This window comes from Brevundimonas sp. BH3, from assembly GCF_045345115.1.
Taxonomy (GTDB): Bacteria; Pseudomonadota; Alphaproteobacteria; order Caulobacterales; family Caulobacteraceae; genus Brevundimonas.
This window is the reverse complement of sequence record NZ_CP150796.1, coordinates 53,780-79,850: the sequence shown is the minus strand read 5'-3', so window position 1 is coordinate 79,850 and position 26,071 is coordinate 53,780. Positions and strand designations below refer to the sequence as shown.

Here is a 26,071-nt window from a genome sequence, read left to right as displayed (position 1 = left end):
ATCAAGGCCTGGCCCTAGCGGGGGCCGCGTCCTCTCAGACCGCCAAACACCAGAGACACCACGAAGAGGATCACGGCGATAATGGCGACGAATTTGGCAATTTCCATCGAGGTGCCAGAAATGCCGCCAAAGCCCAGAAGGGCAGCAACCAGAGCGATAATGAAAAAGATAATGGCCCAGCGCAGCATATTGAAACTCCCTAATTATTTATGGGGTGCAGTCACCAGTGTTCAGATGACAGCGAGGATCGGGAGTAGAACGCAGCTTTACTGCGAGGTGTTCCGTAAAACGGAAATATTAGAGGCTTGAATTGCAAATGGCGCAGCCCCTTAAGGCTACGCCATGCAGGATTAGAGTGTCGCGGTGCTTCAGCGGCGACGGTTACGGCGGGATCGACGATCACGATCTTTGGAAGACTCTCTGCCCTGGTCGCTGAAGACTGTCAGGGCCAAGGCCGCCAAGCCGGGCTTTTTCAGAAGAACAGCCCCGGCGGCCAGAGCCGCAACTATGCCAATCACCGGACGCTGCTGGACCAGATGGAGCAGACGGCCTGGCAGGCCTTCGGATTCCATATCCTCATAGTCCTCGTCATCCTCGTCGTCGCCGATCTTGTTGGCAAAGACCAGAAAGGCGATCAGGGCGAGTATGGCAAACAGACCCGCCGTAATGGCTGCTGCCCCCATGACCGGCACAACAAGGCAGAGCGCGTAAAATACCGTCGCGCCCAGAGCGATAATGGTGACAAGAGCAGCGCCTGCGGCCACCGCTCCGGCTATCATACGTTTGACGAGATGACGGATCATCAGTTGCGACGGCCAGCCAGCAGCAGACCGATCACCACACCGACGCCAAGCGCAATGGCGGTCGATTGCAGCGGACGTTCCTGAACCCGCTCGGTGACATAGCGCTGGGCGTCGTCAAAGCGTTCGGAGGCTTCGTCATAATAGTCGCGACCGCGCTCGCGGGCGGTTGCATAATATTCGCTTGCCTTGCCCTTCAGTTCCTCGGCCTTTACGCGGGCCGCAGCCTTGGCTTCGGCAGCCTTGGCCTTGAGGTTGGCGGCTTCCTCGCGGGCACCGAGCTTCACATCGTCCTTCAAGGTCACAACATCTTCCTTCAGGGTTTTGAGGTCGTCTTTGATGGCTTCACGAGTCTTGGACGTCGCCATGGGGCATCGCCTCCGTAATGAGCTTGGCTATAAGATAAGGGGTCTATGAACCCAACGCTATAGGCAACAAGCCGTTCCGCCTCGAAATGATTAAGTGGTTTGTTTATAATGGGAAGCAGGGTCCAGAAGTTTGCTGTTATGCTACTGGATGATCTGGGCTTTGTCCCATAAAGTCGTGTCTATGACCGATTGGCTGATTGCACCCCGTCCCGCGCCTTCCCTACCGCTTGATAATGATGTGCGGCGATTTGCCGTGCGCCGGATTGTCTGCGTGGGTCAGAACTATGCGGCCCATGCGCGTGAAATGGGGGCTGCTGGCGACAAGCCCGACCCGTTCTTTTTCACCAAACCCGCCGATGCGGTGGTCGTAGACGGGGCCGATCCGGTCTATCCGCTGGCGACGGCCAATCTGCATTATGAAGTCGAATTGGTGGTGGCGCTGGGCGAAGGCGGTACGCCTGTAGCATGGGGTGTCGGTGTGGATTTGACGCGCCGTGACCTGCAATCGGCGGCCAAGTCGGCGGGGCGTCCGTGGGATGCCGCCAAGGCCTTTGACCAGTCGGCCCCGTGTGGTGCGCTCAGCCTGACACCACCGCCTGCCAATGCCGCGATCCGCCTTAAGGTGAATGGCGAGGTGCGTCAGAACAGTCATCTGGGTGACATGTTGTGGGATGTGGACGGTATTTTAGGCAAGGCCGCGCAATTGTGGGATTTGCAGGCGGGTGATCTGTTCTTTACCGGTACCCCCGAAGGGGTCGGGCCTTTGAATGCCGGTGATTATGTCGAGGCCGAAATCGAGGGCCTGCCCTCGCTCAGCTTTAAGGTGATGGCACGATGATCCTGCACGGCTATTGGCGCTCGGGCACCAGCTATCGCACGCGTATCGCACTGAATCTCAAGGGTCTGGCCTATACGCAGGCGGCGGTGGACTTGCGGAAAGGACAGCAAAAGTCCGACGCCTATCTGGCGCATAATCCGCAAGGTCTTGTTCCGGCGCTGGAGATGGATGACGGGACTGTCCTGACCCAGAGCCCCGCCATTCTGGAATGGCTGGAAGAGCAATATCCGCAAACGCCGCTCCTGCCGTCGGGTGCGGTGGCACGGGCGCAGGTGCGGGCCATGGCGGCGGTGGTCGGTTGCGACATCCACCCGTTAAACAATCTGCGCGTGCTGAAAGCCATCAAGGGTCTGGGGGCCGATGACGCGGCGACCAGCCAGTGGATTGGCCAATGGATTCATGACGGCTTTGCCGCGCTGGAGGTTCTGGTCGCAAAGCACGGCAAGGGCTGGTGCTATGGCGATCAGACAACATTGGCCGATTGCTATCTGCTGCCGCAAATCTATTCGGCGCGACGTTTCAATATCGACCTGTCGGCCTATCCGCATCTGTTAGCCATCGAAAAACGGGCCGAACAACATCCCGCCTTTGTGGCGGCACATCCCGACCAGCAGCCGGACGCCGATCCGGCCTAAGAGGGCGGGCGCATGAAAAAAGAAGGTGAAGGCAAACTTCACCCTCTTTACCGACCAGCGGTCAATCTCACGTAAACCAATCGGCGCCAGATTGGTCCTGTGAGATTCTCAGACAGTCATAATCCGGTAGACAGACTGGCCCTTGCTGTGGCCGTAGAGTCTGATCCTTATCGCCCGTTGCCCCTGCGGCAGCGCGAAGATTCTGTACGCCAGATTCTGCAAACGGCGTCGGATGCCGGTATCTCTATGGTGGCCACCAAACCGGGGGGAGATGGCGAGCGTTTACTGGGACAGTCCTGGCCCTTCCCGTCGCCCTTCCGCGTTTCTGTGCGCACGGTTGAATTGGCCGAAGGACTGGACCGCACAGAGGCCCGCGCCCGTCGCTCATTGGAACATATGGGCCTGCCTCGCGGTGATGTGGTGCTGGTGCAAAACGCCACTGATCTGGCGGGTGAAGAGGGCCGTGCCCTGTGGAACCGATTGCAAGGTCTGAAAGACAAGGGCCTGTTCCGCAAAATCGGCTTTATTGCGTCTATCGAGGACAGTCCTGCTGTGTTGGCCCGTCGCTTCCAGCCGGATGTGGTGCAATTACCGTGTAATGTGCTGGACCAGCGCGCGCGCAAGAACGGCACCATCGAAGGTCTGGCCGAGATGGGAGTGAAGGTTCACCTGTCCTCGGTTTTTGCCAAGGGATTGTTGTTTACAACCTCGGATCGTTTACCCGAAGGGTTCAGGGCCTTTGCGCCGTCTTTGTCGCGAGTGCGGCGCCGCATGGCCGAGGCCTGTGTGGATCCGATGCAGGCGGCCTTGACCTATGGACTGAACCTGCCGGGGGTCGAGCGGGTAATCGTGAAGGTCAACTCGGCACCGCAGTTACGCGCCATTCTGGCGGCCTCCTATGCGCCCTGCGCCGATATTGACTGGTCCAGCATGGCGCTGGAAGACAGCTCAGCGGCTCTCAGCGCCCGCCTGCGCGTGGTGAACGCGGCTTAAGCGCACGAACCGCACACGGGAAAACGACTTGCCTCAAGCCGCGAGGCTCCGCGAGCCGAGCATAGGCAAAATATAAAGGCCTCAAGCCGCGAGGCTCCGTGAGCCGAGTATAGGCAAAATATAAAGGCCTCAAGCCGCGAGGCTCCGCGAGCCGAGCATAGGCAACATAAAATGCAGATCATACATCCCTGCCCTTGAGGTCGTCCAGCCGATCCGTCACCTTGTCGGCACATGAACGCGCCCATTGCCCACCCGCCTAAAATCGATCTGACGCCGGACGCCAGCACCACGCCGGTGATGGCGCAATACCTGACAGCCAAGGCAGCCCATCCCGATGCCATGCTGTTCTTTCGCATGGGCGATTTCTACGAACTGTTTTTTGAAGATGCCGCACAGGCGGCGGCAGCGCTGGGCATTGCCCTGACGAAACGCGGCAAGCATCGCGGCGAAGACATTCCGATGGCGGGTGTACCCGCCCACGCGATGGACGGCTATCTGGCCCGCCTGATCCGGCAAGGCTTCAAGGTTGCTGTCTGCGAGCAGATGGAAGACCCGTCCGAAGCCAAGAAGCGTGGCTCCAAGGCGGTGGTGCGTCGTGATGTGGTGAGGGTGGTGACCCCCGGCACCCTGACCGAAGACAATCTGCTGGATGCACGTGGGGCCAACCGTCTGGCGGCTGTGGTGATCCGCAAAGGGCGGGCAGCGGTTGCGGTGGTGGAACTGTCGGCGGGCATGGTGGACTCGGTCGCCTGCGACGTGGGTGATCTTGGCGCGGTGCTGGCGGCATTTCGTCCATCCGAAGTGCTGGTGCCCGACCGCCTGTTCAGCGACGGCGATATGAAAGCGGCGCTGGATGGTTCGGGCGGTGTGATTCAGGCCATGCCGCAGGCCTTGGCCGAACCCAAAGGGGCGCGCGACCGTGTGCAGCGTCTTTATGGCGTCTCGGCGCTGGATGGATTTGGTGCGTTTGAAGAGCCCGAGGTTTCGGCGCTGGGCCTGATCGCCGCCTATCTGGAAACCACGCAGGCAGGCAAGATACCGGCCTTGGCCGCACCGCGCAGATCCGGCGATGTCGGCCATCTGGCGATTGATCCGTCCACCCGTAACAGTCTTGAAATCGACCGTACCCAGCGTGGCGAGCGCGACGGTTCGCTGCTGCACGCCATTGACCGCACAGTGACATCGGGCGGGGCACGATCCTTGGCCGAGCGTATTTCGCGGCCCATGTGCGATCCAGCAAGGATCAATGCCGATCTGGATGCGGTGGCATGGATGGTCGAGAACCGCCCGCTGCGTCGTGATCTGCGCGATCTGTTACGCGCGTCCGCCGATGTGGCGCGGGCCACCTCGCGTCTGGCGCTGGGGCGAGGCGGGCCACGTGATCTGGCGGCGATCCGTTCGGGTCTGATGACGGCGGAAGGCCTGGGGGCGCTGTTCGCCACGTCTTTGCGTGACCCGCTGGCGGGGCCGCCAGTGCGGATTTCGGCGGGGCTGGATCGTCTGGCTCTGGACGGCGAACTGTCAAATCTGCTGGCCGAACTAAAAGAAGGTCTGATCGAGGAGCCTTCGCATCTGGTGCGCGATGGCGGATTTGTCGAGGCAGGCCATCGCCCGGAACTGGACGCGGCCCGCGCGCTGCGCGATGACAGCCGCCGCGTGATTGCCGATCTGGAAACCCGCGCCGTTAACGACAGCGGTGTGGCCTTCAAGGTGCGCCATAATGCGGTGCTGGGCTATTTCCTTGAAGCGACTGCCAAGGCCGCAGAACCCTTGATGCGGGCAGGGCCTGATAGTCCCTTTATCCATCGTCAAACACTCGCCAATCAGGTGCGTTTCACCACGGTCGAACTATCGGAACTGGACGCCAAGATCAGTCAGGCGGGCCATCGTGCGTTGGCCATCGAGACGGAAACCTTCGAGGGCTGGCGACGTGAAGTCACGCGTCTGGCCCCCCAACTTCAGGCCGTGGCTGTGGCCATTGCCGAATTGGATGCCCATGCAGGTTTGGCGGAGTGGGCCGAGGAAGTCGGCGCCGTGCGCCCGAGCGTTGATGACAGTCTGGCCTTTGCCATCGAGGGCGGTCGCCATCCGGTCGTCGAGGCGGCGGTAAAGGCGCAAGGCCTGCCCTATACCCCCAATGACTGCCGCCTGTCTGGAGATGGCGCATCGGGCAGTCGTCTGTCGATTGTCACCGGCCCGAACATGGCCGGTAAATCGACCTTCCTGCGCCAGAACGCATTGCTGGTAATCCTTGCACAAGCCGGTGCCTTTGTGCCTGCCCGCTCTATGCAGTTGGGCGTGGTGGACCGTCTGTTCAGCCGCGTGGGTGCGGGCGATGATCTGGCCCGTGGGCGCTCGACCTTCATGATGGAGATGGTCGAAACCGCTGCCATCCTGACACAGGCCACGCCGCGCAGCTTTGTGGTGCTGGACGAGATCGGGCGCGGCACGGCCACCTATGACGGTCTGGCCATTGCATGGGCCACCGCCGAGGCGCTGCACGAAACCAATCGCGCGCGCACCTTGTTTGCCACCCACTATCACGAACTGGCCCAGTTGGAGGAGCGGCTGGACTACGTCTCCAACCTGTCGATGGCGGCCAAGGAATGGAACGGTGATCTGGTCTTTCTGCACGAAGCTGTCACGGGCGCCGCAGACCGTTCTTATGGTGTGCAGGTGGCGCGTCTGGCGGGTGTGCCGCCCAAGGTGGTGGCGCGCGCCAAGTCGGTGTTGGAAAAGCTTGAGAAGGAAAAAACTTCTTCGGCCAGCCTTGGCGACTTGCCCCTGTTTGCCGCGGTCCAGCCCGTGCCGGAACCGGCGGGTCCGTCGGAGCTTGATCTGGCCATGAAGGACATCAACCCCGACGACCTGACCCCGCGCGAGGCGCTGGAGGTACTCTACCGTCTGAAAGGTCTAGCCCAATAATGTCTCTGGACCCGCGCCTGCTGGAAGCCGCATCGCCTGCCGATGTGCGCGGGGCGGTAACGGCCTATCTGCACGAGGGCTATGAGGCGGGTCGCGAGCGGGCGCGGCGGCGTCTGGAGTCCGGTGGTGACGGGGCCGAGGTGGCGCGTCTCTATGCCGAGGCCGCCGATGACCTGCTGGTCAGTCTGTGGCGCTTTGCGACCGAGGTGCTGTATCCCGATATGCGAGATCGACTCAGCCTGCTGGCTGTGGGCGGCTATGGGCGCGGGGTTCTGGCCCCGTATTCGGACCTTGATCTGCTGATATTGCGTCCTGCACCACAGGTGTCCGAGCGGGCCGCCAAGGTCAGTGAATTCATTCACTATGTACTGTGGGATATGGGTCTGAAGCTCGGCTCCAGTTTCCGGTCCCTGCGCGAGACGCTGGACCTGGCCCAGAGCGATATGACAGTTCGCACCACTCTGTTGGAGGCGCGGCTGGTGGCGGGTGACGCCAGACTCGGTGAGGGTCTGTTAAAGCGGTTTCGGGCGCGGGTACGCGATGCCGATCCGACGCCGTTTATCGCCGCCAAGATGTCGGAACGCGATGTCCGCATCAGCAAGGCGGGCAGGGTGCGCAACCGCGTTGAGCCCAACGTCAAGGACGGCAAGGGTGGCCTGCGCGACCTGAACACGCTGTTCTGGATTGCCCTGTCGGTAGACCCTGACAGTGCGCGGGGCAAAAAGGCGCTGGAGAGCTTTCTGGGGGCGGGCGAGATGCGCAGCTTCCGCGAGGCTATCGGCTTTTTGTGGCAGGTGCGTATCCATCTGCATCTGGTCGCGGGCCGTGCCGAAGAGAAACTGACCTTCGATTTCCAGCCCGAGATTGCCCGGCGCATGGGCTGGCGCGGTCGTGGTGACGAACTGGCGGTCGAGCGTTTCATGCGCCGCTACTTCCTTGTCGCCGGGCGGGTGGGGGCGCTGACCCGCGCCGTGTCCGCGCAACTGGAAGCCCGCCAGCAGAAAAAAGCCGAGGGCCTGTCGCGAGGCCTGTCGCGCCTGTTCCAAAGAAGACGCGTCAAACTGGCCTTTGACGGGCTGGTGGTCGAACAGGGCCGCCTCAGCGTCAACAGCGCCAATGTGTTTGCTCGCGATCCGCTGCGGCTTCTGATCCTGTTTGTCGAGGCCGACCGGCTGGATATCGACCTGCATCCCGATGCGGTGGCGGCAGTAATTCGTTCGCTGTCGTTGGTGACACCGGCCGTGCGGCGTGATCCGAGGGCCAGCGAGCTTTTGCTGCATCTTCTGGCACATAGCCGGCGGCCCTATCGGGTGCTGTCATTGATGAACGAGACGGGGCTTTTGGGGCGGTTCCTGCCGGAATGGGGCCGGATCGTCGGCCAGACCCAGTTCAACATGTATCACGCCTATACGGTGGACGAGCATACGCTTCAGGCTGTCGGCATTATCGACGACATCAAGAAGGGCACGCTGGAACACGACCATCCGGCGTCCTCGGCGGTCATCCATAGTATCGTCGATCCCGAAGCCCTGATGCTGGCCATGCTGCTGCATGATGTCGGCAAGGGCGGCGATCTCGGTCAACTGGAAGAAGGGGCCATTGCCGCCCGAAGTGCCTGCGAGCGGCTGGGTATTGATCCGCGCCGGATCGAGCTGGTGGTCTGGCTGGTGCGCAATCACCTGCTGATGAGCGACTATGCCCAAAAGCGTGATGTGTCGGACCCTGATACGGTGCGGGCCTTTGCCGAAGCGGTGGGTGATCTGGAGCGTCTGCGGATGCTGATGGTGTTGACGGTGGCCGATATTCGCGCCGTCGGGCCGGGGGTATGGAACGGCTGGAAAGGGCAGTTGATGCGCGCCCTGTTCGACAAGGCCGAGGCTCTGTTCAGAGGGGGGGATGTACGTGGCGATGATTTGTTGCCCGACCATGCGGCCCTGATCGAGAAAGCGCGCTTTGCCGGTGTGGCGATCCAGACCACCCTACCGCAAGGACCTCTGGAGGCGACCTCGCGCATCGTGGTGGCCACCCACGACCGGCGCGGTCTGTTTGCCGATATGACGGCCACGCTGGCCATGGCCGGTGCTGATGTGGTGGGCGCGCATCTGGCCACGCAGGATGACGGCATGGCGCTGGAAGTGTTTGAAATCCAGAACTCGGCTGGCGAAGCCTATGGGCTGGTGGAACCGCGTCGCCTGTCCATTCTTGCAAGGGCGCTGGAACGCGCGGCGCTTAAAGGTGCGCGCGGTTCGGCCCATACGGTACAACGGGTCAGTGCACGGCGGGCCGTTTTCGATGTGCGTCCGGTGGTGCGCATTGATACCGGATTTGTACCGCATGCTGTGGTCGTAGAGGTGTCGGGCGCGGACCGTTCGGGCCTGCTGTCCGATCTGGCACATATCTTTTCCGACCAGAATTTCTCGGTGCGCTCGGCCCATATTGCCTGTTTTGGCGAGCGGGCCGTAGATGCGTTTTATCTGACCGACAATGATGGGCAAAAGCCGACAAATGCTGCGGCACTGGATGTTTTGCGTCAGGCTCTGATCGAGGCGCTGGACGCGCCGCTGCTGGGGCCGGAGGGGCGTCCGATCACGCCAGTGAGGGCCAGTATTCGCGATGTGTCAGTAATCGGCACCAACCCCGTATCCAAGACGCCTGCGCCGCGCTAAGCGACAAGGGACGAGGAGCCGTCCGTGAACGACAAAAACAATACCCCACCGGAAAACCTGCCAGAAAACCTGCCAGATAGCTTGCCGGACAGTCTGCCCCAAAGTCTGCCTCAAACCCTGTCGCCCGAGGCGGATGCTGCACAGGCGGCGGTGGAAAATCAGGCGGATATGGCACCGCAAAGCACGGGCGTCGCCAAGTCCTCGGCGATTTTCGGTGGCATGACCCTGTTGAGCCGGTTGGCCGGTTTTGCCCGCGATACGGTAATTACGGCAGCGCTGGGGGCCTCGGCAGGTCCGGCCGCAGATGCCTATTACACGGCGTTGAACTTTCCCAACCTGTTTCGCCGCATCTTTGCCGAGGGCGCGTTTGCAGCGGCGTTTGTGCCGGCCTATTCACGTAAGCTGAAAACCGAAGGCGCAGAGGCCGCCGATCAGGTTGCGACGGACGCCATGGCCGTGATCGCGACCGCCACTCTGGTCCTGACGGTCATCGCCCAACTGGCCATGCCGTGGTTGATGACGGTCATCAATGTCGGTTTCCTCGATGATCCCGATCGCTTCAAGCTGGCGGTGGTGCTGACCCAGATCACCATGCCCTATCTGCCCTGTATGGCGATTGCGGCCCTGCTTAGTGGCGTCTTGAATGCACGCGGGCGGTTTGTGGTGTCCGGTGCCTATCCTATTTTGCTGAACGTCATCATGCTGCTGATGATCCTGCCGGTGAAGGATGGTCCTGTGGCATCTGCGACCATGGCCAGCTGGTCGGTATTGGTCGCGGGTGTGGCGCAGGCGGGCCTGTGCTGGTGGGCGGTGCGCAAGGCGGGGGCCAATATCCGTATCCGCATCCCGCGCATGACCCCGGCGGTCAAGGCCATCATTATCACCGCCATTCCAGCAGCCATCGGTAACTCGGCTACCCAGATCAACGTCTTTATCTCGGGCAACCTGTCCAGTTTTGTGAACGGGGGGCGCACATGGCTGGCGACCGCCGACCGTCTTTACCAGTTGCCGCTGGGGTTGGTCGGGGTGGCCATCGGTATTGCCCTTCTGCCGCGTCTGTCGGCGGCGGTGGCGACCGGCGATCACAAGCAACAACAAGGCTCGATGGACGAGGCCATGATCCTGTCCATGGCTCTGACGCTTCCGGCAGCGGCGGCTCTGATGGGGATGCCTCTGTTCCTGATCGACGGCCTGTTCACACGCGGCGAGTTTCTGGCTTTTGACGCGGAGAACACGGCCCGTGCTCTGTTCCAGTTCGGCTGGGGTGTTCCGGCCTTTGTGCTAATCCGTATTCTGGCACCGGCCTTCTATGCCCGTTCCGATAGCCGCACGCCGATGCGCTATGCGTTGGTCTCGGTGGCGGTCAATGCGGCACTAGCTGTGGGCCTTTTCTTTGCGGGTATGGGCGTCTCGGGCATTGCCGCAGCAGTCAGTGCCTCGGCATGGGTCAATGCCCTGTTGCTGGCCGCCAATCTGTGGCGCACGGACTATTACCGCCCCAGCAAGAACTCCATGTCGCGCCTGTCGCGTATCCTGCTGGCCAGTATCGGCATGGGGGTATTTGTGGCCCTGTGCAGCTGGGCGCGTCCGTGGATCGAGGCCCCGATTGCCGATGTGCTGGCTATGATCGGCACCGAGCGCGGGGTCAAGGAACTGGCCATGCTTCTGGTTGTGGGTCTGGGTGGTCTGGCCTATGTGGCTCTGGCTTTTGCGACCCGTGCTGTGACCCTGCGCGATATCAAACGTCTGGTTCGTCGCGGAGGGTGATGTGCGAAGGTTGCCCTTGATCCAGAGAGGCGATAAGCCACTGTCCATGATCTGTGCGCCCATGCTTTGTGGATTGCCTCGCCTGACAGGACGATGGCGCGGCTGAAATGTTCAGCTGCTGCCTTGCCTGTCGCTGCCTGATGGCCAGCGATCACTCTTTCCCGAACGATTTTCGTCCAGAGCTTTTCCATGACTGATCAAACTCCGGCCCCTTATACTGGCCCTCGCCGCATCCTGTCCGGTATCCAGGCCTCGGGTGCGCTGCACCTCGGCAACTATCTGGGTGCGCTTAAGCGTTTCGTTGAAATGCAGAATGCAGGCGACCCCTGCTATGTCTTCGTCGCCGATATGCACGCCATCACTGTGTGGCAGGATCCGGACAAGCTGACCGCCCAGACGCGCGAAATCGCTGCGGCCTATCTGGCGGCCGGTCTTGATCCGTCCAAGTCGGTGATCTTCCCGCAGTCAGCGGTTCCGGCCCATGCCGAGCTGGCCTGGATCTTCAACTGTGTCGCCCGCCTTGGCTGGTTGGACCGCATGACGCAGTTCAAGGAAAAGTCGGGCAAGCATAAAGAGCGCTCGTCGGTCGGCCTCTATACCTATCCGGTGCTGCAGGCCGCTGACATCCTGCTCTATAAGGCAACCGGTGTTCCGGTTGGCGAAGACCAGAAACAGCATCTGGAGCTAACCCGCGACATCGCGCAAAAGTTCAATAACGACTTCGGCGTGCCGAACTTCTTCCCGCAGCCCGAACCGATGATCCAAGGTCCGGCCACGCGCGTCATGAGCCTGCGTGACGGCACCGCCAAGATGTCCAAGTCCGACCCGTCGGACCTGTCGCGCATCAATCTGACCGACGATGCGGAAACCATCGCCAACAAGATCAAGAAGGCCAAGTCGGACATGGATGCCCTGCCGGAAACGGTAGAGGGTCTGGAAGGCCGCGCCGAGGCCAAGAACCTTGTGGCCATCTATGCGGCGCTGGCCGGGATTTCGCGCGAGGCGGTTCTAGCCGAGTTCGGCGGTCAGGGCTTTGGCGCTTTCAAACCCAAGCTGTCGGAACTGGCTGTCAGCACCATGGCACCGGTCAGCAGCGAAATGCGCCGTCTGCTGAATGATCCGGCTGAAATCGATCGTGTTCTGGCCAAGGGCGCGGCACAGGCCCGCGAAGTGGCTCAGCCTGTGGTCGAAGAGGTCAAGAAGATCGTCGGCTTCTGGCAGGGTTAAGGCCTTGTCGCACCCTCTGGACCGTCCGGTCCTGAGTGCATTGTGCGGTGCCCGTCAGGCCTCCTTGGCCATCACGACGGGCGCTGCCATGCGCTTTTCTCCCGGCTATGCCACCTTTGCGGTCTGCCCCGATCCAGTGCCACAGGCACTTGATGACTTGGTGCGTCTGGATATGCCCGAGGGGTTACTGATCACCGTCGAGGCGCAGGATATGGCTGTGCCGCAGGGGATGGTCGTGACCAAGGATGCGATTTTGGCCCAGATGTTGCTGACCGCTCCGGCGCGGTTCAGTCGTACCGATATCGCGGTAGAGCCTCTGGGCGAGGCGGATGCTGCCGACATGTTGGCTTTGGCCACTTTGACCGAGCCGGGTCCATTTTACGACAAGACGCACCGACTGGGTGATTTTGTCGGTGTGCGGCATGGCGGACGTCTGGTGGCCATGGCGGGTGAACGGATGAAGCCGGATGGCTTTACCGAGGTGTCGGGGGTCTGCGTCCATCCCGCTGCGCGTGGCCGTGGCTATGCGGGAGCTATGATCAAAGCTGTAACGGACCGCATTCTGTCGCGTGGCGAACGGGCCTTTTTGCATTCCTATCCTGACAATGCCGGTGCTATGGCGCTTTATCACGGACTGGGCTTTGTCGAGCGGGCGCGGGTGAATATGCGGGTGCTGGCAAAAGGCTGACGGGCTTCTTAAGTCTTCTTCAGGGTATGAACCGGAGAGAGATATGAGCCAGCACACAGCCGTCATCGAATGGCAGCGGGGCGATCAGCCCTTTAGCGACAACAAATATTCGCGCGCCCACAACTGGACCTTTGACGGGGGTGCCGTGGTGCGCGGCTCGTCCACGCCCTCGGCCATGATCCCGCCGCCCCTGTCGGACGAGACGGCGGTCGATCCCGAAGAGGCGCTGGTGGCGGCTGTGTCCAGCTGCCACATGATGTTTTTCCTCGCCTATGCCCGCAAGGATGGTTTCATCGTCGATAGCTATCGCGATGCCGCCGAAGGCACGCTGGGCAAGGACGAGCGCGGCAAGATCTCCATCACCGATATTGTGCTGCGCCCTGCCGTTAGCTGGTCGGGTGACAAGGTGCCGGATGCTGCACAGATTGCGGACCTGCATCACCGCGCCCATGAGGCCTGCTATATAGGTAACTCGGTGCGCTCGACCGTAACGGTCGAGCCGCAGTAATCGCCCCGTTAGCCCTTGGCCGCGATGCCTTTCAGGAAGGATGTAAAGCGGTCGAGGGCTTCCAGCGTGCGTTCGGGGTGATGTTTCATCGGTCCGTTGCTGGTTGGTTCGTCAAAGGCATGGGTGCCATCGGCGACCCAGTGCTCGACCGTCGAGCCATTGGCGCGGATGGCGTCATTGACCTTTTCGGCATTGCGCACGGTTGTCAGATGGTCGCGACTACACGTCACAGCATAGACCTGTTGCGGGTGCCGCCACGGCTTGAGCCGGTTGGGGGCCAGGGGCCCGACATAGGCATAGGCCATCCACACTCCGGCCAGTTTGGACAGGTCGAGTTTATCGAAATCGGCAAGGTTAGACGCACTGGATTTAGGTTCCAGTGTCATTAACTCCATGATCGACCAGCCGCCATGGCTCCAGCCCGCCAGCACCATCGTGTCGGCATCAACATCGGAGCGTTGGGAAATGCCATAATAGGCAGCCGCGACATCGCTGGCCCGATCAATGCCACGAAAGGCCAGATTGGTGCAGACCGTGAACAGGGTCCGCAGCCGCGTCCAGCCGCGCGGCCCGTAGGAATCGACGATAAAACAGCGCCATCCCGCTGCCTTGGCCGCCTCGGCATAACGCGGCAGATGGTCCCGCAATCCTCCGCAACCATGGAATAAAAGCACCGCAGGGCGGGCAATATCATCGTCGGGGCCGACGACAGTCACATACGGTTCGAGCAAGGCCCAACGGGAGGAAAGGGTGTCCATGGTACTGGACATAGGCGTAAGATCCGCAAAGAAAAAGGAGCCACAGTCGCCTGTCGCTCCTTTCTCTGTTGGTTGCCATATTCTCTCAAGCCGTGAGTGATCTCGTCAGCCACGATAGGGAAACTATCTCCCTCAAGTAACAGACGACCGCGTCGTCTGCGGTAGGGAAACTATCTCCCTCAAGCAGCAGACGACCGCGTCGTCTGCGGTAGGGAAACTATCTCCCTCAAGCAGCAGACGACCGCGTCGTCTGCGGTAGGGAAACTTAAAGAGAGCTAATAGCGGGCTAGGCCCGCTATTAGTGACGGAAAACGCGGGTGCCAGTGAAGACCATGGCGATGCCCTTTTCGTCGGCCGCCTTTATGACTTCCTCATCGCGCATCGAGCCACCCGGCTGGATGACGCAGGTGGCGCCAGCAGCCACCGCTTCCAGCAGGCCGTCGGCGAACGGGAAGAAGGCTTCAGAGGCACAGGCCGAACCCTCGGCCAGCGAGACGTCCAGACCCTTGGCTTCACCGGCTTCCTTGGCGCGGATGGCGGCGATGCGGGCGCTGTCGCGACGGTTCATCTGGCCGGCACCGATGCCGGCGGTCTGGCCGTCCTTGGCATAGACGATGGCGTTGGACTTCACGTGCTTGGCGACGGTGAAGGCGAAGAGCATGTCCTCGATTTCTTTTTGCGTCGGCTGACGCTTGGTCACGACCTTCAGGTCCGACGGCTTGAGGTTCGAGCGGTCGCGAGACTGCACCAGGAAGCCACCGGCGACCGAGCGGAAGACGTTACCTTCAGCGTGCGGATCCGGCAGACCGTCGGTGATCAGCAGGCGCAGGTTCTTCTTGGCGGCGAAGACGGCCTTGGCCGCATCGTCTGCACCCGGCGCGATGACCACTTCGGTGAAGATTTCGGTGATGGCCTTGGCGGCATCTTCGGTCAGCGGACGGTTGACGGCGATGACGCCGCCAAAGGCCGAGACAGCATCGCATTCCAGAGCGCGGGCGTAGGCTTCGGACAGGTCCTTGCCGACGGCCACGCCGCACGGGTTGGCGTGCTTGACGATGACGCAGGCCGGTTCGGCAAACTCGGCGACCAGCTCATAAGCGGCGTCGGCATCGGCAATATTGTTATAGCCCAGTTCCTTGCCTTGAATCTGCTTGGCATAGGCAACACCCGGACGCTTCTCGCCGGTGCGATAGAAGCTGCCGGTCTGGTGCGGGTTTTCACCGTAGCGCAGGGTCTGGGCCAGCTCGCCAGCGATCGACTTGCGGGCCGGTGCAATGTCTTCCAGTTGGCCAGCGAACCACGACGACACAGCGGCGTCATAGGCGGCGGTACGGGCAAAGGCGCGGGCGGCCAACTTCTTGCGAAGGTCCAGGGTGGTCGAACCGTCAGCCTTCAGGGCATCGACGATCATGTTGATGCTCTCGGCATCGACAGCGACCGCGACGTGGCCGTGGTTCTTGGAGCCCGAACGGATCATGGCCGGACCGCCAATGTCGATGTTCTCGATGGCGGCTTCAAAGCCACCGCCCGATCCAACGGTCTTTTCGAACGGATACAGGTCGATCCAGACGATATCGATGGCACCGATATTGTGCTCGGTCATGGCTGCCGCGTGGGTCGGGGCGTTGCGCACGCCCAGCAGGCCACCGTGCACGATCGGGTGCAGGGTCTTGACGCGACCGTCCATCATTTCCGGGAAGCCCGTCAGCTCCGCCACGTCCTTCACCGGCAAGCCAAAGCCCGCGATGGCCGACTTGGTGCCACCGGTCGAGACCAGTTCGACACCGAGGTCGTGCAGCGTGCGGGCGACTTCTTCCAGTCCGGTCTTGTCGGACAGGGAAATCAGGGCGCGCGCAGGCGCAACCGCATTAGGGGCGGGGGGAAAATCGGGAGCGGCGGGCATGGCGACGTCCGTTACAGCTGGGAGCAGGAGATGGCGGCGCTCTAGCACCGCAGACCCGCCGCGTCACCCCTCCGTAGAGCGCAGTTAGCCCATTCCGTGCACGGAATAGGCTTTCCTTGGTCTAATCCTCGCTGGCCGCGGCCAGTTTCCAACGGATTTTGGTTTCCGCATCGGTGCGAGCCGAGCCGCGTACCACGATCTGTAGCGAGCGACGGGTCAGGCCGTTATCGACATGGACCGCGGTTTCAACTGCGATATCGGGGCCGTCACTGCGGAACCACCAGCCCTTGCCGGACTTGCCGCGCAACAGGATCGAGCGACGGTCGCGGGCTACAGAGGCCTGAACATCGGGATCAAGCTGGAAGCGCAAAGCATAGGGGGCGGCAATGCGTTCGGGTGCGGCATGTCCCGACTTGGGAAGCAGGCACTCTTCGGCACGGATTTCGTCCTGAGCCTGATCGATATAGATGCGGCGCTGATGCATCAGGCCATAGAGGGGGGCCCATCCATCATGCTCGACCTCGAGCCAGATGGCGTTGTCGGTCTGTTGATGGTCGCGGGTGATGTGCAGGGGATTGCTGACCAGGCGCGGTCCCAGAAGCTCGCTTTTCCACCCGCTCAAGGGTTCACCGATCGGGCGCTCTCCCAATGTCAGGGTCGAGGCCCCTGCCGACAGTCTCAGTGCGTGGCGATCCGAAGATCGCGGCGTCCATCCTGCCGAGGTGAACAGACGATCCTTGCCGCACAAAAGCTCAAGCGCAGCAGGCTGGCCACAGGCGGTCACTGACCAGACGCCGCTGGCCGGAGCCTCAACATCCAGCAAAAGCGTCAGTTGCGGACTGGAGACACGTACAATCCCTCCAACCACACTGGCGGGCGGTGCAGCAGGGGTATCGTCATGGGCGCGGGCGGCGGCAATCCGCTCGCGGCTGGATGGTCCTCCGCCCTGAAAGACCGACAGGCGCCCATCGGGCAGAACCTGGCTGCGCAGGGCAATGGTCAGACGCGAAATAGCACTGGCGACTTCAGACGGGGTGGGCAGGCTGCGTTGGGAAAGGGCATCGTCCAGCGTCAGCATGTCCAGCAGCAGTTCCAGACCCTGCTCGGCAGAGCGCGAGGCATGCGAGCCATCGGTCAGAACTGTCTGTTCCAGCGCGGACGGCAGACGTTTTAGGGCCTTGTGCAGAAGCTTGCTGCCAACCGGCTCACCAAGAGCGCAACCGGCCACGGCGGCGGCTGTCAGACGTTCGGCGCGGCCACGCACGGTATGGGGTGGCCGCAAAAGCTGCTTGGCCTGTCTCGCCAGACTATTGGCCAGCTTTGACCGGTCGGCAGGATCGGCGTGCTGGGTCAGACGCTTGGCCGCGCAGGCCAGGTTATAGACGCGGCGGGCCAGAATGTCGGGTGCCCACGAAAACGGCGACCAGTCGGCAAAGCTGTCCAGCCAGCCGAAGGTCATGTCCAGCGCATCGCGCATGCCGCGCTCGCCCTGAGCCATCATGAGCGGCAGCCAGTTGAAACTGTGCAGTTCTACAGCAAAGCTGCGATTGGGTGTCGGCTGATCCCATATCCGGCGCGGATCGTCGGTCTCGAGGCTGAGGCCCATCAGGGTCAGCTTGCCACCCAGTAACGGGCGCGGGGCTTCCTTGGCGACGGGGCGCAAGTCTTTGGGGGAGAGCGCAAAGTCCTGTGACTTGTTATTGCCCAGCGTCAGGCCATAACCCGGAAGGCCATAAAGTTCGATCCACAACTGGCGCGAGACGAGCGCCTTGGCAATCGCCCCCATCATGGCCGGCGAGGTGTGCTGGATGCCGCGTGCGGGCATGGGGGTTCGCACAGGCGCGCCCTTGAGGCCGGGGATGTGTCCCTCGGTCAGCGGTGTTTCACTATCGCGCGGGGCGAAGGGGCCGATTGGCTTCATGCAGCTTTCAGGGCTTGGATGTTGGTGGCGTAGGCGTCGGGGCCACCCTTGAACACATAGGACCCGGCGACAAGGGCGTCTGCACCGGCGGCGACGCAGGCACCGGCATTGGCAGCGACGACACCGCCGTCAACCTGCAGGTGGGCGTTGGAACCAGCAGCATCCAGAATGGCGCGAGCGCGTTCGATTTTGCGCAGCGAGCTGTCGATGAATTTCTGGCCGCCAAAGCCTGGGTTGACCGACATGATCAGCACCAGATCGACCAGATCGACACATTCTTCCAGAACACTGAGCGGCGTGGCGGGGTTGAAGACCAGACCGGCCTTGGCTCCCAGATTGCGGATCTGGCCCAGTGTACGGTGAACGTGCGGGCCGCTTTCGGGGTGCACGCTCATAATGTCGGCACCGGCGGCGCGATAGGCTTCCAGCCAGTTATCGACGGGGCTAACCATCAGGTGCACGTCAAACGGCAGCGAGGTGTGCGGGCGCAGGGCCTTCACCACATCCGGCCCAATGGTCAGGTTCGGCACGAAATGGCCGTCCATGACATCGACATGGATCCAGTCCGCGCCTGCGGCCTCGAGCGATCGGATTTCCTCGCCCAGCTTGGAAAAATCGCTGGCGAGGATGGACGGGCAGATCAGGGGAGCGGTGTGGTGGGTCATGGAGGTTGGATTTACGTCCCTGCGGCCCAAGGAGCAAGGTGTGCCAAGCGCACAGGTGACCAAAGCCGAGCGATGTGTCGTGAAACGTGTGGTTATTGGCGCTTCGCGAATGGCGCGACGCGGTCATTGGCGAACAGGAGGCGGCATCAGGCGCAATGGCGCTGGCGGACCAAAACCGGCGGTGGCTCATGGAGGCAACACCGCCAGCTTGAAAGCGATCCGTTATGAATGTCCTGACCCGAAATATCGCCCCAGCCCTCTTTCTGATGATGGCAGCAACATCCGTCCATGCGACTAGCCTTCAGGCCGAACAGGCCGCCAGTCTGAATCTCAAGGTCGAAACTGCCGCTGCGACCGGCAAGGTTATGGTGGTCCTCTATGACAGCGAGGCAGCCTATGAGGGCGGTGCTCCTGTCCGCGCCGTGGAACTGGATATTGCTGCCGGTCAACATGAAACCGTGATCGAGGGGCTAAAGGCCGGCACCTATGGTCTCAAGGCGTTTCACGATGTGAACGGCAATGGCCGCATGGACACCAATCCTTTCGGTATGCCGGTCGAACCCTATGCCTTCTCCAATAATGCCGTGGGCAATATGGGGCCGGCCAAATGGGATCGTGCGCGTTTCGAAGTGTCGGGACAGACGCTCCAGACGCTGAACCTACGCTAAGGGAGGCGGATCAATGCAACTGTCCCGTCGTTCTTTTCTGGGCACCTCGGCAGCCATGGCGGCGGTTTCGGTGCTGACACCGGATGTGGTGCGTGCGGCGGCTGCGCTGGCGCATGCCTCCCACTGGGAACTGGCCACGGCAGATGTGGCGGGTGATATCGCGCCGCGCCGTCTGGAGTTGGTGCATGGCCGTGTGCCGCAAGGCTTGAAGGGCACGCTTTACCGCAATGGTCCGGCCCAGTTTCGCAGACCTAGTCGTTCGTCGGACCATTGGTTTGATGGCGACGGCATGGTGCGCCGATGGAATATCGAAGATGGTCAGGTCGAACTGACAGCCCGTTTTGCCGACACGCCCAAGCGTCGTCAGGAAGAAGAAGCGGGGGCCATGCTGATGCCCGGCTTTGGCACCCTGCCTGATCCGCGTGCCCGCATAGGTTCGGCCGATGATGCCAGCCCTGCCAATACCTCGGTGCACAAGGTGGGCGATAAAATCTGGGCGCTGTGGGAAGCCGGATCGCCATTGGAAATGGATGCGGTGACACTGGAAACCAAAGGCTTTGTCACCCTTCGTCCCGACCTGAAGGCCATGCCGTTTTTGGCCCATCCGCGCATAGAGCCGGATGGCACGATCTGGAACCTTGGTGTGGCGCGAGGCAAGGCGATTGTCTGGCATCTGGCAGCCGATGGACAGTTGCGCGACACCGGCATGATCGACTTGCCGATGGCCAGCTATATCCATGACTTTACGGCCACGCAGCGTCATCTGGTGATTTTGCTGCAACCGTGGGTGCAGACCCGCAACACCCTGCCTCTGTCGCAAGCCTTTGAGTGGCTGCCGGAACAGGGCGGCAAGGTGCTGGTGATCGACAAGGATGACCTGACAAAGCAGCGTGTGTTCGAGATACCGGCCTTTGGGTTTTTCCATGTCGGTGATGCGTGGGAAGAGGCGGATGGCACAATCCGTTTCGACGTCGCGGCGCATAAGGACATGATGTTTGCCGCTCAAGGCGCGCAAGAGGTTCTGAACGGGGTGCCGCTGCATCATGAACCGGCCGAGATGGCCATGGTGGTTTTGGGCAGTGATGGCCTCGGGCGTCTGGAACGCACCGGCGTGGTCGGCGAGTTTCTACGCAGCGATCCGCGCCGTGCAGGTCTGTCGCGTCGTTTCAGTGTTCATACGACGGGCGAGCGGGCGGGACGTCCACTGGCCACGGCCATTGGCGTGACCGACTGGTCATCGGGTCGCACCCGCAGTTTCGATTTTGGCGAAAACCATGTGGTCGATGAAATGGTCTATGTGCCCAAGGCCGGATCATCCGCCGAGGCCGACGGCTGGTTGATCGGGCCTACGGTCAATCTGGAAAAGGGTGTCAGCGAACTGCACATTCTGGACATGGCGCATATTCAGGACGGGCCGGTGTGTACATGGCGGGCCGATGTGGCCCTGCCCGCGGCTTTCCACGGGAATTGGGTCTAGCGGCTGTGGTTGACCTTTGTGGCAGGGCGGTCCAAGACCGGCCCTGCCGCTCTGCTATGTGCGTTAAGGCGGCGTTTTTTGGAAACTCTCAGATGAACCCCGAAGACCGAAGTCTGTCTTCATTTTCCTCTATTTTCTGAGATATCCCGGCTTTCGATCACGGGGTGTCTCGTGAAAGGAAGCCTTATGCTGAACGTCTATGAATGGCGTACGGATCGGCTCGTGCGTCTTGACGACGCTGCCGCCCACAACACCTCCTGCTGGATTGATCTGGTTTCGCCGACCCCTGCCGAGGTGGCCGCGCTGGAAACCCTGACCGGCATAGAAATTCCCAGTCGCGACGACATGGACGATGTCGAGCCGTCCGCCCGTTTCTATACCGAAGACGGTGCGGTCTTCATGATTGCATCGGTGGTGACCGATCTGGAAACCCCTGATCCGGTCAAGATGCCTGTGACCTTCATATTGAAGGGCGGCCGGCTGGTGACAGTCCGTTATGGCCAGCCACGCTCTTTTCGGCTGTTTGTGACCCGTGCCATGAACAAGCCCAATGAAAAGCTGGCCAATGGCGAGGCCATTTTTATGGGTCTGATCGAGGCGGTGGTGGACCGTTATGCCGATGCGCTGGAGGCCAAGGGCATAGAGCTGGATACGATTTCACGCCTGATTTTTCGCAAACGCGACCCCAAGGCGATGGAAAGCCACAATCTGCAACTGGTGATCCGTGACATCGGGCGTGCGGGGGATTTTCTGGCCTTGATCCGTGAAAGTCTGTCCAATCTGCAACGGCTGTTGGCCTATCATGCGGCTGTGTCCGGGGCGAAAGCAGGCGGCAAGGGCGACCGCGAGGCGCGTCAGATGGTGCGGTTGGTTCAGCGCGATGCCGCCGCTCTTGGCGAGTTAAGTGTGTCGATGTCGGCCAAGGTGACCTTCCTGATGGATGCGACACTGGGTCTGATCAATCTGGAACAGAACCAGATCATCAAAATCTTTTCGGTAGCCTCGGTGGCGTTGCTGCCACCCACCCTGATCGCGTCCATCTATGGAATGAATTTCGAGATTATGCCGGAACTGAAATGGCAGTATGGCTATCCTCTGGCGGTGGGCGCGATGGTCCTGTCGGCAGCCCTGCCATATCTCTATTTCCGCAAGAAGCGCTGGCTATAGGCTACCACCACCCTGCTTCGCGAAGAGCGCGGGCATAGCGGCGGCTGACGGGGGCTATAGTGCCGTCAGAAAGGGTCAGGCTGGCCCTTCCGTCGCCTCGCGACACATGGGCGACAGCATCCTTGGCCACCCACCAGCTGCGGAGTGTCTGTGCGCCTTCCAGGCCGTCCAGCTCTTGCAGTGCATCGGACAGCCGCATCAGGATCAGGTCTGACCCCAGATCTGTGTAGAGACGAAGATAATGGTCTTCGGACTGCACGGCCAGCAGACGACTGTTTCTTAGTTTTGCGGGCAGGCGCTGCAGAAAGCGTGCGGGCGCGTGCGAGGGCGCAGCATGGGTTTCGACCGGCTGCCTGCGTTCCAGAAAAACATTGATGGCGCATAGGGGCAGGACAACTGCCAGTACGGGTAGAAAATAGTCCGGCAAGGCATGCCATTGCGGGATGCGTTGCCAGAACACCAGTGCGGTGGCGGCCCAGACCATAATCGTGACCGGCACCGACATCAGCAAGGACAGGGCGGCTATACCGACCCATGGCCGCGCTTCGGTATCGATAAATTGTTCGACAATGCGGTTACAGATTTGGCTCCAGAAGCCCCCCGCTATGATCAGTGGAATCCAGTAGAGCAGCCGCCACCATAAAGGTGCGCCGATAGAGCCAAATGCACCGCTGAAGGCTAGAAAACCGCCCGCGACAATGCTGACGCCAAGACCGCGAACCCAGGGACGCTCTAGCAGCGAGGCCATGTTTGCTTGCCTTAGTCCTTTTGGCAGACGGCGCGGAAACCGGCGGCGGCGAACTTGACCATGTGGTCACAGGCCGCATCCAGATCACCGGACCGGCACAGTCCACCTGACAGGCGATCCAGACGCCCTGTTTCGCCCAGAGTGAGGGTCAGGGCCCCGGACAGGTTGTGATAGGCCCAATAAAGGTCCGTCTCGCTGGCTTGGGGCATGATGCGCTTGACCAGTTCTAGCAGACGGCGGATAGCCGGATCGAAATAGCGCGCCATGGTCTCGCCGCCAAAGGCCGGATTGGCATTGGTCTGGGCCACAAGGGCCGCATAGTGTTTCCAGCCGGGGCCGCCCTTCAAAGACCATTGGAAGGGCGGACGCAGAAAGGCTTCGAACAGGCCTTCTAGAGTCATGTCATTGCCAGCGGCTTCGGCATAGCGGTCAATGGCAGCGACGCGATCATCGTTCCAGACCTCGGCACGACGGTTGAACACCGCGTCGAACAGTTCCTTTTTCGAGCCGAAATAATAGTGGACCAGCGCGGTATCGACCCCCGCTTCGCGAGCGACCTCGCGAATGGTGACACCGTAAAACCCGTGCTGGGCAAACAGACCCTCTGCCGAATTCAGAATGGCCTCGCGGGTATCGCCTGCAGGCGCTTTCGCTGTTTTTTTGGGACGGCCCCGACGCCCTGTCTCGGAGGTTGCGCCGGCATTGCGCGGGCGAGCCGCACTTGTCGGGCGACCGGTTTCGGCGCTCTTGGATGGTACGGATGTAGGGGTGTCGGCCGTGGAAGCCTTGGTAGTATCGGCGGTCATATGCTGTCGTCGCATGAAGGGCAGGGGTGTGCAACGGTGCCACAGTGCACGGCTAAGGCTGTCTGTACCTGTATCTTGGCGTTTGACAGAGTCCGCAATAACCGCCACACCTAATAAAAATCATTGAACGCTGAATAAAAAGCGTCAACAGGGTTGGAATTTAAGGGACTCAGATGAAGAAACTGATGAAGTGCGCCCTGCTGGCAGGCGCAGCGTTTGGTGCCATGGCCACTGCGGCGCAGGCTCAGGATGCCGCTCAAGATACGGCTGTGGCCGTCGAGGACATCATTGTAACAGCCCGCCGTACCGAAGAGTCGGCGCAAAAGACGCCTCTGGCTCTGACGGCTTTCTCGGGTGAAACCTTGGAACGGACCGGAGCGCAGCAGGTCACCGACCTGCAAGGCGCAGTGCCGAACCTGAACCTTGTTCAGGGCCGTGGCTCGTCCAATTCGACCAATATCTACATCCGCGGCATAGGCCAGCCGGACAGCTTGCAGACCTTTGACCCGGCTGTCGGCGTCTATGTCGACGACGTTTATTATTCGCGTATTCGCGGCACCCAGTTTGACCTGCTCGACCTCGAGCGCGTTGAAATCCTGCGGGGCCCGCAAGGCACCCTGTATGGCAAGAACACCATCGGTGGTGCCATGAAGCTGGTGTCGCGCCGTCCGGGCCAAGAGTTCCGTGCCCGCGGTTCGGTAGCCTATGGCGACTATGACCTGATCGAGGTGCAAGGCGCTGTCTCGGGTCCGGTGACCGATAAACTGGCTCTGGGCCTGTCGGTACTTAGCTCGGAACGTGGTGGCTATGTCACCGATCCGGTGACCGGTGCCGAATATAACGACAAGAATTCTAAAGCGGCGCGTGCAAGCCTGGCTTGGGATCCGGCGTCGAATTTCCGCATCGATTTCAATGCCGACTATTCGAAGGATGATGCGGGTCTGACTGTGGGCCAAGCCCAGAACAGCCTGACGAACCTGCTGGGTGTTCCGGCCTATGCTGTGCCGAACCCGACGCCGGAGTTCAACTTCAAGACCCGCACCACGCCGGGCCTGCCGAACGAAACCCGTCTGGAAACCTGGGGCACAGCCCTGCGTATGACCTGGGATGTTTCGGACCGTCTGTCTCTGAAGTCGATCACCAGCTATCGCGAACTGAATACGGACGACTATATCGACTTCGACGCCACCGAGCTGCAAATCGCCGATGCGCTTGTCGCAGTTGACCAAAACCAGTTCAGCCAAGAATTCCAGCTGACCTATACGGGTGATCGTCTGAACGCTGTGGCGGGTGTCTATTACCTGAAGGAAGAAGTCTCTTCGCATCAGGAAAGCTATAATGACGACCTGACTGCCGGACTGGTCTTCCCGCCGTTGTGGAACGGTGACTATACTTTTACGCGCTTTATCGATGATGAACTGGAAACCACGTCCAAGGCCATTTTCGGTAATGTCAGCTATGACGTGACGAACGCTCTGCGTCTGTCGGCGGGCGTACGTTATACGGAAGAGGAAAAGACCTATGACCGCTTCACCTATGTGGAGTCGTCGTCGCCGTTCCTGATTTCGCAGTACGGTTTCGCACCGCCGAAGGGCACATGGGAGGACACCTCGATCATGCTGTCGGCTGACTATCAGCTGTCGGACGATGCCATGGTCTATGCCCGTTATGCTCAAGGCTTCAAGTCGGGCGGCTTCAACGGTCGCGCCAACTCAGGCACTGAGGCGACGGCCTATGATCCTGAAACTGCAGACACCATAGAAGTCGGTGCCAAGACCAGCTTCTTTGATCGTCGCCTGCGCCTGAACATGGCCAGCTTCTTCACCAAGTATGAAGACTTCCAAGCCCGCGTTTCGGGTGTCGAGAAAGACCCGATTACCGGCGTTCCGGTCGGCGTTCTGTCGGTGATCAATGCGGGTGCACTCGATATCTTTGGCTTCGAGCTGGAAGCTGTGGCCAAGCCGACAGCGGCCTTGACGCTTGATGCTCAGCTCGGCTTCCTTGAAGCGGACTATAAAGAGTTCAACGATGCGCGTTTCACTAACTTTGGCGGCTCGCGCGCCTTCCAGGATCCGGCCTTCTCGCCGAAATGGACCCTGCGTATGGGCGGTCAGTACGAGTGGTCGCTGAATGGTGGCTCGTCGCTGGTGGTTGGCGCTGCCGCCAAGTATCGTTCGCGTATGGCTCTGGCGGTGGACAACACCCTGGCCAACTCGGCGATCCCGCTGGAAAGCATGTATCAGGACAGCTACTGGCTGTATGATGCCCGCGTCGTCTGGTCGGATAGCTCGGACCGTTACAGCATCGGTCTGTATGGCCAGAACCTGACCGACGAAGTCTATAAGACCGACGCGCAGGAGTTCTCTTCGATCGGCAACATCCGTACGGCCTATTTCGGTGCTCCGCGCACCTGGATGGTCAAGTTCACCGCCAAATACTAAGGCCTGAGCTTGATTGTATGATTTGGAAAAAGGGCGTCGGTTCAGGCCGTCGCCCTTTATTCTTTTGGTATCTCGGCTGCGCGGCTCTAGCGTGTAGCGAAA

At 61.0% G+C, this 26,071-nt stretch carries 22 protein-coding genes; 13 read left to right on the top strand and 9 right to left on the bottom strand.

Translation table 11 applies throughout. From position 1 onward, the window contains the following. Positions 1–14: 14 nt before the first annotated feature. The 3 genes from WEU32_RS00360 to WEU32_RS00350 form a co-directional block, all read right to left on the bottom strand. Entirely contained in the window at positions 15–188 is a 174-nt protein-coding gene (locus tag WEU32_RS00360) for a DUF1328 domain-containing protein (RefSeq protein WP_406852466.1), read from the bottom strand. 180 nt (positions 189–368) lie between these two features. After that, complete coding sequence (locus WEU32_RS00355) at positions 369–803, bottom strand: hypothetical protein (RefSeq protein WP_312138574.1); 435 nt, start codon at positions 801–803, stop codon at positions 369–371. Then, the gene (locus WEU32_RS00350; protein WP_312138573.1) at positions 803–1,168 is read right to left on the bottom strand and encodes a DUF883 C-terminal domain-containing protein; all 366 of its coding nucleotides are present in this window, start codon (positions 1,166–1,168) and stop codon (positions 803–805) included. Before WEU32_RS00350 ends, WEU32_RS00355 begins: the two co-directional genes overlap by 1 nt. 181 nt (positions 1,169–1,349) lie before the next feature. On the opposite strand from WEU32_RS00350, the gene WEU32_RS00345 reads away from it, so the two are divergent. From WEU32_RS00345 to WEU32_RS00305, 9 genes are all read left to right on the top strand, one after another. After that, positions 1,350–2,006 carry a fumarylacetoacetate hydrolase family protein gene (locus WEU32_RS00345; protein ID WP_406852465.1) on the top strand — a complete coding sequence of 219 codons (657 nt, stop codon included), beginning with the start codon at positions 1,350–1,352 and terminating at the stop codon, positions 2,004–2,006. Beyond that, a complete protein-coding gene (maiA, locus tag WEU32_RS00340; protein ID WP_406852464.1) occupies positions 2,003–2,641 on the top strand; it encodes a maleylacetoacetate isomerase in 639 nt (212 codons plus the stop codon). Before WEU32_RS00345 ends, maiA begins: the two co-directional genes overlap by 4 nt. Positions 2,642–2,740: 99 nt before the next feature. After that, positions 2,741–3,634, top strand: coding sequence for an aldo/keto reductase (locus tag WEU32_RS00335; RefSeq protein WP_312138567.1), 894 nt, complete (start codon positions 2,741–2,743; stop codon positions 3,632–3,634). A 231-nt stretch (positions 3,635–3,865) separates the two neighbouring features. Further along, the gene (gene mutS, locus WEU32_RS00330; protein WP_406852463.1) at positions 3,866–6,559 is read left to right on the top strand and encodes a DNA mismatch repair protein MutS; all 2,694 of its coding nucleotides are present in this window, start codon (positions 3,866–3,868) and stop codon (positions 6,557–6,559) included. Beyond that, on the top strand, positions 6,559–9,225 hold the full coding sequence (gene glnD, locus WEU32_RS00325; protein WP_406852462.1) for a [protein-PII] uridylyltransferase: 2,667 nt from the start codon (positions 6,559–6,561) through the stop codon (positions 9,223–9,225). Before mutS ends, glnD begins: the two co-directional genes overlap by 1 nt. 168 nt (positions 9,226–9,393) lie before the next feature. After that, entirely contained in the window at positions 9,394–10,992 is a 1,599-nt protein-coding gene (gene murJ, locus WEU32_RS00320; protein ID WP_406853466.1) for a murein biosynthesis integral membrane protein MurJ, read from the top strand. Positions 10,993–11,181: 189 nt separating this feature from the next. Then, positions 11,182–12,219, top strand: a complete 1,038-nt coding sequence (gene trpS, locus WEU32_RS00315; protein ID WP_406852461.1) for a tryptophan--tRNA ligase — start codon at positions 11,182–11,184, stop codon at positions 12,217–12,219. A 4-nt stretch (positions 12,220–12,223) separates the two neighbouring features. Then, complete coding sequence (locus WEU32_RS00310) at positions 12,224–12,907, top strand: GNAT family N-acetyltransferase (RefSeq protein ID WP_406852460.1); 684 nt, start codon at positions 12,224–12,226, stop codon at positions 12,905–12,907. 43 nt (positions 12,908–12,950) lie between these two features. After that, the gene (locus WEU32_RS00305; RefSeq protein WP_406852459.1) at positions 12,951–13,415 is read left to right on the top strand and encodes an OsmC family protein; all 465 of its coding nucleotides are present in this window, start codon (positions 12,951–12,953) and stop codon (positions 13,413–13,415) included. A gap of 8 nt (positions 13,416–13,423) precedes the next feature. On the opposite strand, the gene WEU32_RS00300 is transcribed toward WEU32_RS00305, so the two are convergent. From WEU32_RS00300 to rpe, 4 genes are all read right to left on the bottom strand, one after another. Then, positions 13,424–14,185, bottom strand: coding sequence for a dienelactone hydrolase family protein (locus tag WEU32_RS00300; RefSeq protein ID WP_406852458.1), 762 nt, complete (start codon positions 14,183–14,185; stop codon positions 13,424–13,426). A 286-nt stretch (positions 14,186–14,471) separates the two neighbouring features. After that, on the bottom strand, positions 14,472–16,076 hold the full coding sequence (purH, locus tag WEU32_RS00295) for a bifunctional phosphoribosylaminoimidazolecarboxamide formyltransferase/IMP cyclohydrolase (RefSeq protein ID WP_406852457.1): 1,605 nt from the start codon (positions 16,074–16,076) through the stop codon (positions 14,472–14,474). A 121-nt stretch (positions 16,077–16,197) separates the two neighbouring features. Continuing rightward, on the bottom strand, positions 16,198–17,997 hold the full coding sequence (locus WEU32_RS00290; protein WP_406852456.1) for a heparinase II/III family protein: 1,800 nt from the start codon (positions 17,995–17,997) through the stop codon (positions 16,198–16,200). Then, the gene (gene rpe / locus WEU32_RS00285) at positions 17,994–18,662 is read right to left on the bottom strand and encodes a ribulose-phosphate 3-epimerase (protein WP_406852455.1); all 669 of its coding nucleotides are present in this window, start codon (positions 18,660–18,662) and stop codon (positions 17,994–17,996) included. Before rpe ends, WEU32_RS00290 begins: the two co-directional genes overlap by 4 nt. A gap of 224 nt (positions 18,663–18,886) precedes the next feature. Here rpe and WEU32_RS00280 point away from each other — a divergent pair, with 224 nt between their 5' ends. The 3 genes from WEU32_RS00280 (at position 18,887) to WEU32_RS00270 (ending at position 21,974) form a co-directional block, all read left to right on the top strand. Further along, complete coding sequence (locus tag WEU32_RS00280; RefSeq protein ID WP_406852454.1) at positions 18,887–19,330, top strand: DUF2141 domain-containing protein; 444 nt, start codon at positions 18,887–18,889, stop codon at positions 19,328–19,330. Between the two features lie 13 nt (positions 19,331–19,343). Next, the gene (locus tag WEU32_RS00275) at positions 19,344–20,807 is read left to right on the top strand and encodes a carotenoid oxygenase family protein (protein WP_406852453.1); all 1,464 of its coding nucleotides are present in this window, start codon (positions 19,344–19,346) and stop codon (positions 20,805–20,807) included. 171 nt (positions 20,808–20,978) lie between these two features. Next, the gene (locus WEU32_RS00270) at positions 20,979–21,974 is read left to right on the top strand and encodes a magnesium transporter CorA family protein (RefSeq protein WP_406852452.1); all 996 of its coding nucleotides are present in this window, start codon (positions 20,979–20,981) and stop codon (positions 21,972–21,974) included. Position 21,975: 1 nt separating this feature from the next. Here WEU32_RS00270 and WEU32_RS00265 read toward each other — a convergent pair whose 3' ends face one another. Continuing rightward, positions 21,976–22,722 carry a LytTR family DNA-binding domain-containing protein gene (locus WEU32_RS00265; protein WP_406852451.1) on the bottom strand — a complete coding sequence of 249 codons (747 nt, stop codon included), beginning with the start codon at positions 22,720–22,722 and terminating at the stop codon, positions 21,976–21,978. 11 nt (positions 22,723–22,733) lie between these two features. Beyond that, positions 22,734–23,528, bottom strand: coding sequence for a TetR/AcrR family transcriptional regulator (locus WEU32_RS00260; RefSeq protein ID WP_312814633.1), 795 nt, complete (start codon positions 23,526–23,528; stop codon positions 22,734–22,736). Between the two features lie 173 nt (positions 23,529–23,701). On the opposite strand from WEU32_RS00260, the gene WEU32_RS00255 reads away from it, so the two are divergent. Beyond that, positions 23,702–25,969, top strand: a complete 2,268-nt coding sequence (locus tag WEU32_RS00255; RefSeq protein WP_406852450.1) for a TonB-dependent receptor — start codon at positions 23,702–23,704, stop codon at positions 25,967–25,969. Positions 25,970–26,071: the final 102 nt, after the last annotated feature.

Coding starts and splice junctions, on each gene's coding strand:
- WEU32_RS00360 (WP_406852466.1), bottom strand. CDS start 188: ATGCTGCGCTGGGCCATTATCTTTTTCATTATCGCTCTGGTTGCTGCC.
- WEU32_RS00355 (WP_312138574.1), bottom strand. CDS start 803: ATGATCCGTCATCTCGTCAAACGTATGATAGCCGGAGCGGTGGCCGCA.
- WEU32_RS00350 (WP_312138573.1), bottom strand. CDS start 1,168: ATGGCGACGTCCAAGACTCGTGAAGCCATCAAAGACGACCTCAAAACC.
- WEU32_RS00345 (WP_406852465.1), top strand. CDS start 1,350: ATGACCGATTGGCTGATTGCACCCCGTCCCGCGCCTTCCCTACCGCTT.
- maiA (WP_406852464.1), top strand. CDS start 2,003: ATGATCCTGCACGGCTATTGGCGCTCGGGCACCAGCTATCGCACGCGT.
- mutS (WP_406852463.1), top strand. CDS start 3,866: ATGAACGCGCCCATTGCCCACCCGCCTAAAATCGATCTGACGCCGGAC.
- glnD (WP_406852462.1), top strand. CDS start 6,559: ATGTCTCTGGACCCGCGCCTGCTGGAAGCCGCATCGCCTGCCGATGTG.
- murJ (WP_406853466.1), top strand. CDS start 9,394: ATGGCACCGCAAAGCACGGGCGTCGCCAAGTCCTCGGCGATTTTCGGT.
- trpS (WP_406852461.1), top strand. CDS start 11,182: ATGACTGATCAAACTCCGGCCCCTTATACTGGCCCTCGCCGCATCCTG.
- WEU32_RS00305 (WP_406852459.1), top strand. CDS start 12,951: ATGAGCCAGCACACAGCCGTCATCGAATGGCAGCGGGGCGATCAGCCC.
- WEU32_RS00300 (WP_406852458.1), bottom strand. CDS start 14,185: ATGTCCAGTACCATGGACACCCTTTCCTCCCGTTGGGCCTTGCTCGAA.
- purH (WP_406852457.1), bottom strand. CDS start 16,076: ATGCCCGCCGCTCCCGATTTTCCCCCCGCCCCTAATGCGGTTGCGCCT.
- WEU32_RS00290 (WP_406852456.1), bottom strand. CDS start 17,997: ATGAAGCCAATCGGCCCCTTCGCCCCGCGCGATAGTGAAACACCGCTG.
- rpe (WP_406852455.1), bottom strand. CDS start 18,662: ATGACCCACCACACCGCTCCCCTGATCTGCCCGTCCATCCTCGCCAGC.
- WEU32_RS00280 (WP_406852454.1), top strand. CDS start 18,887: ATGAATGTCCTGACCCGAAATATCGCCCCAGCCCTCTTTCTGATGATG.
- WEU32_RS00275 (WP_406852453.1), top strand. CDS start 19,344: ATGCAACTGTCCCGTCGTTCTTTTCTGGGCACCTCGGCAGCCATGGCG.
- WEU32_RS00265 (WP_406852451.1), bottom strand. CDS start 22,722: ATGGCCTCGCTGCTAGAGCGTCCCTGGGTTCGCGGTCTTGGCGTCAGC.
- WEU32_RS00260 (WP_312814633.1), bottom strand. CDS start 23,528: ATGACCGCCGATACTACCAAGGCTTCCACGGCCGACACCCCTACATCC.
- WEU32_RS00255 (WP_406852450.1), top strand. CDS start 23,702: ATGAAGAAACTGATGAAGTGCGCCCTGCTGGCAGGCGCAGCGTTTGGT.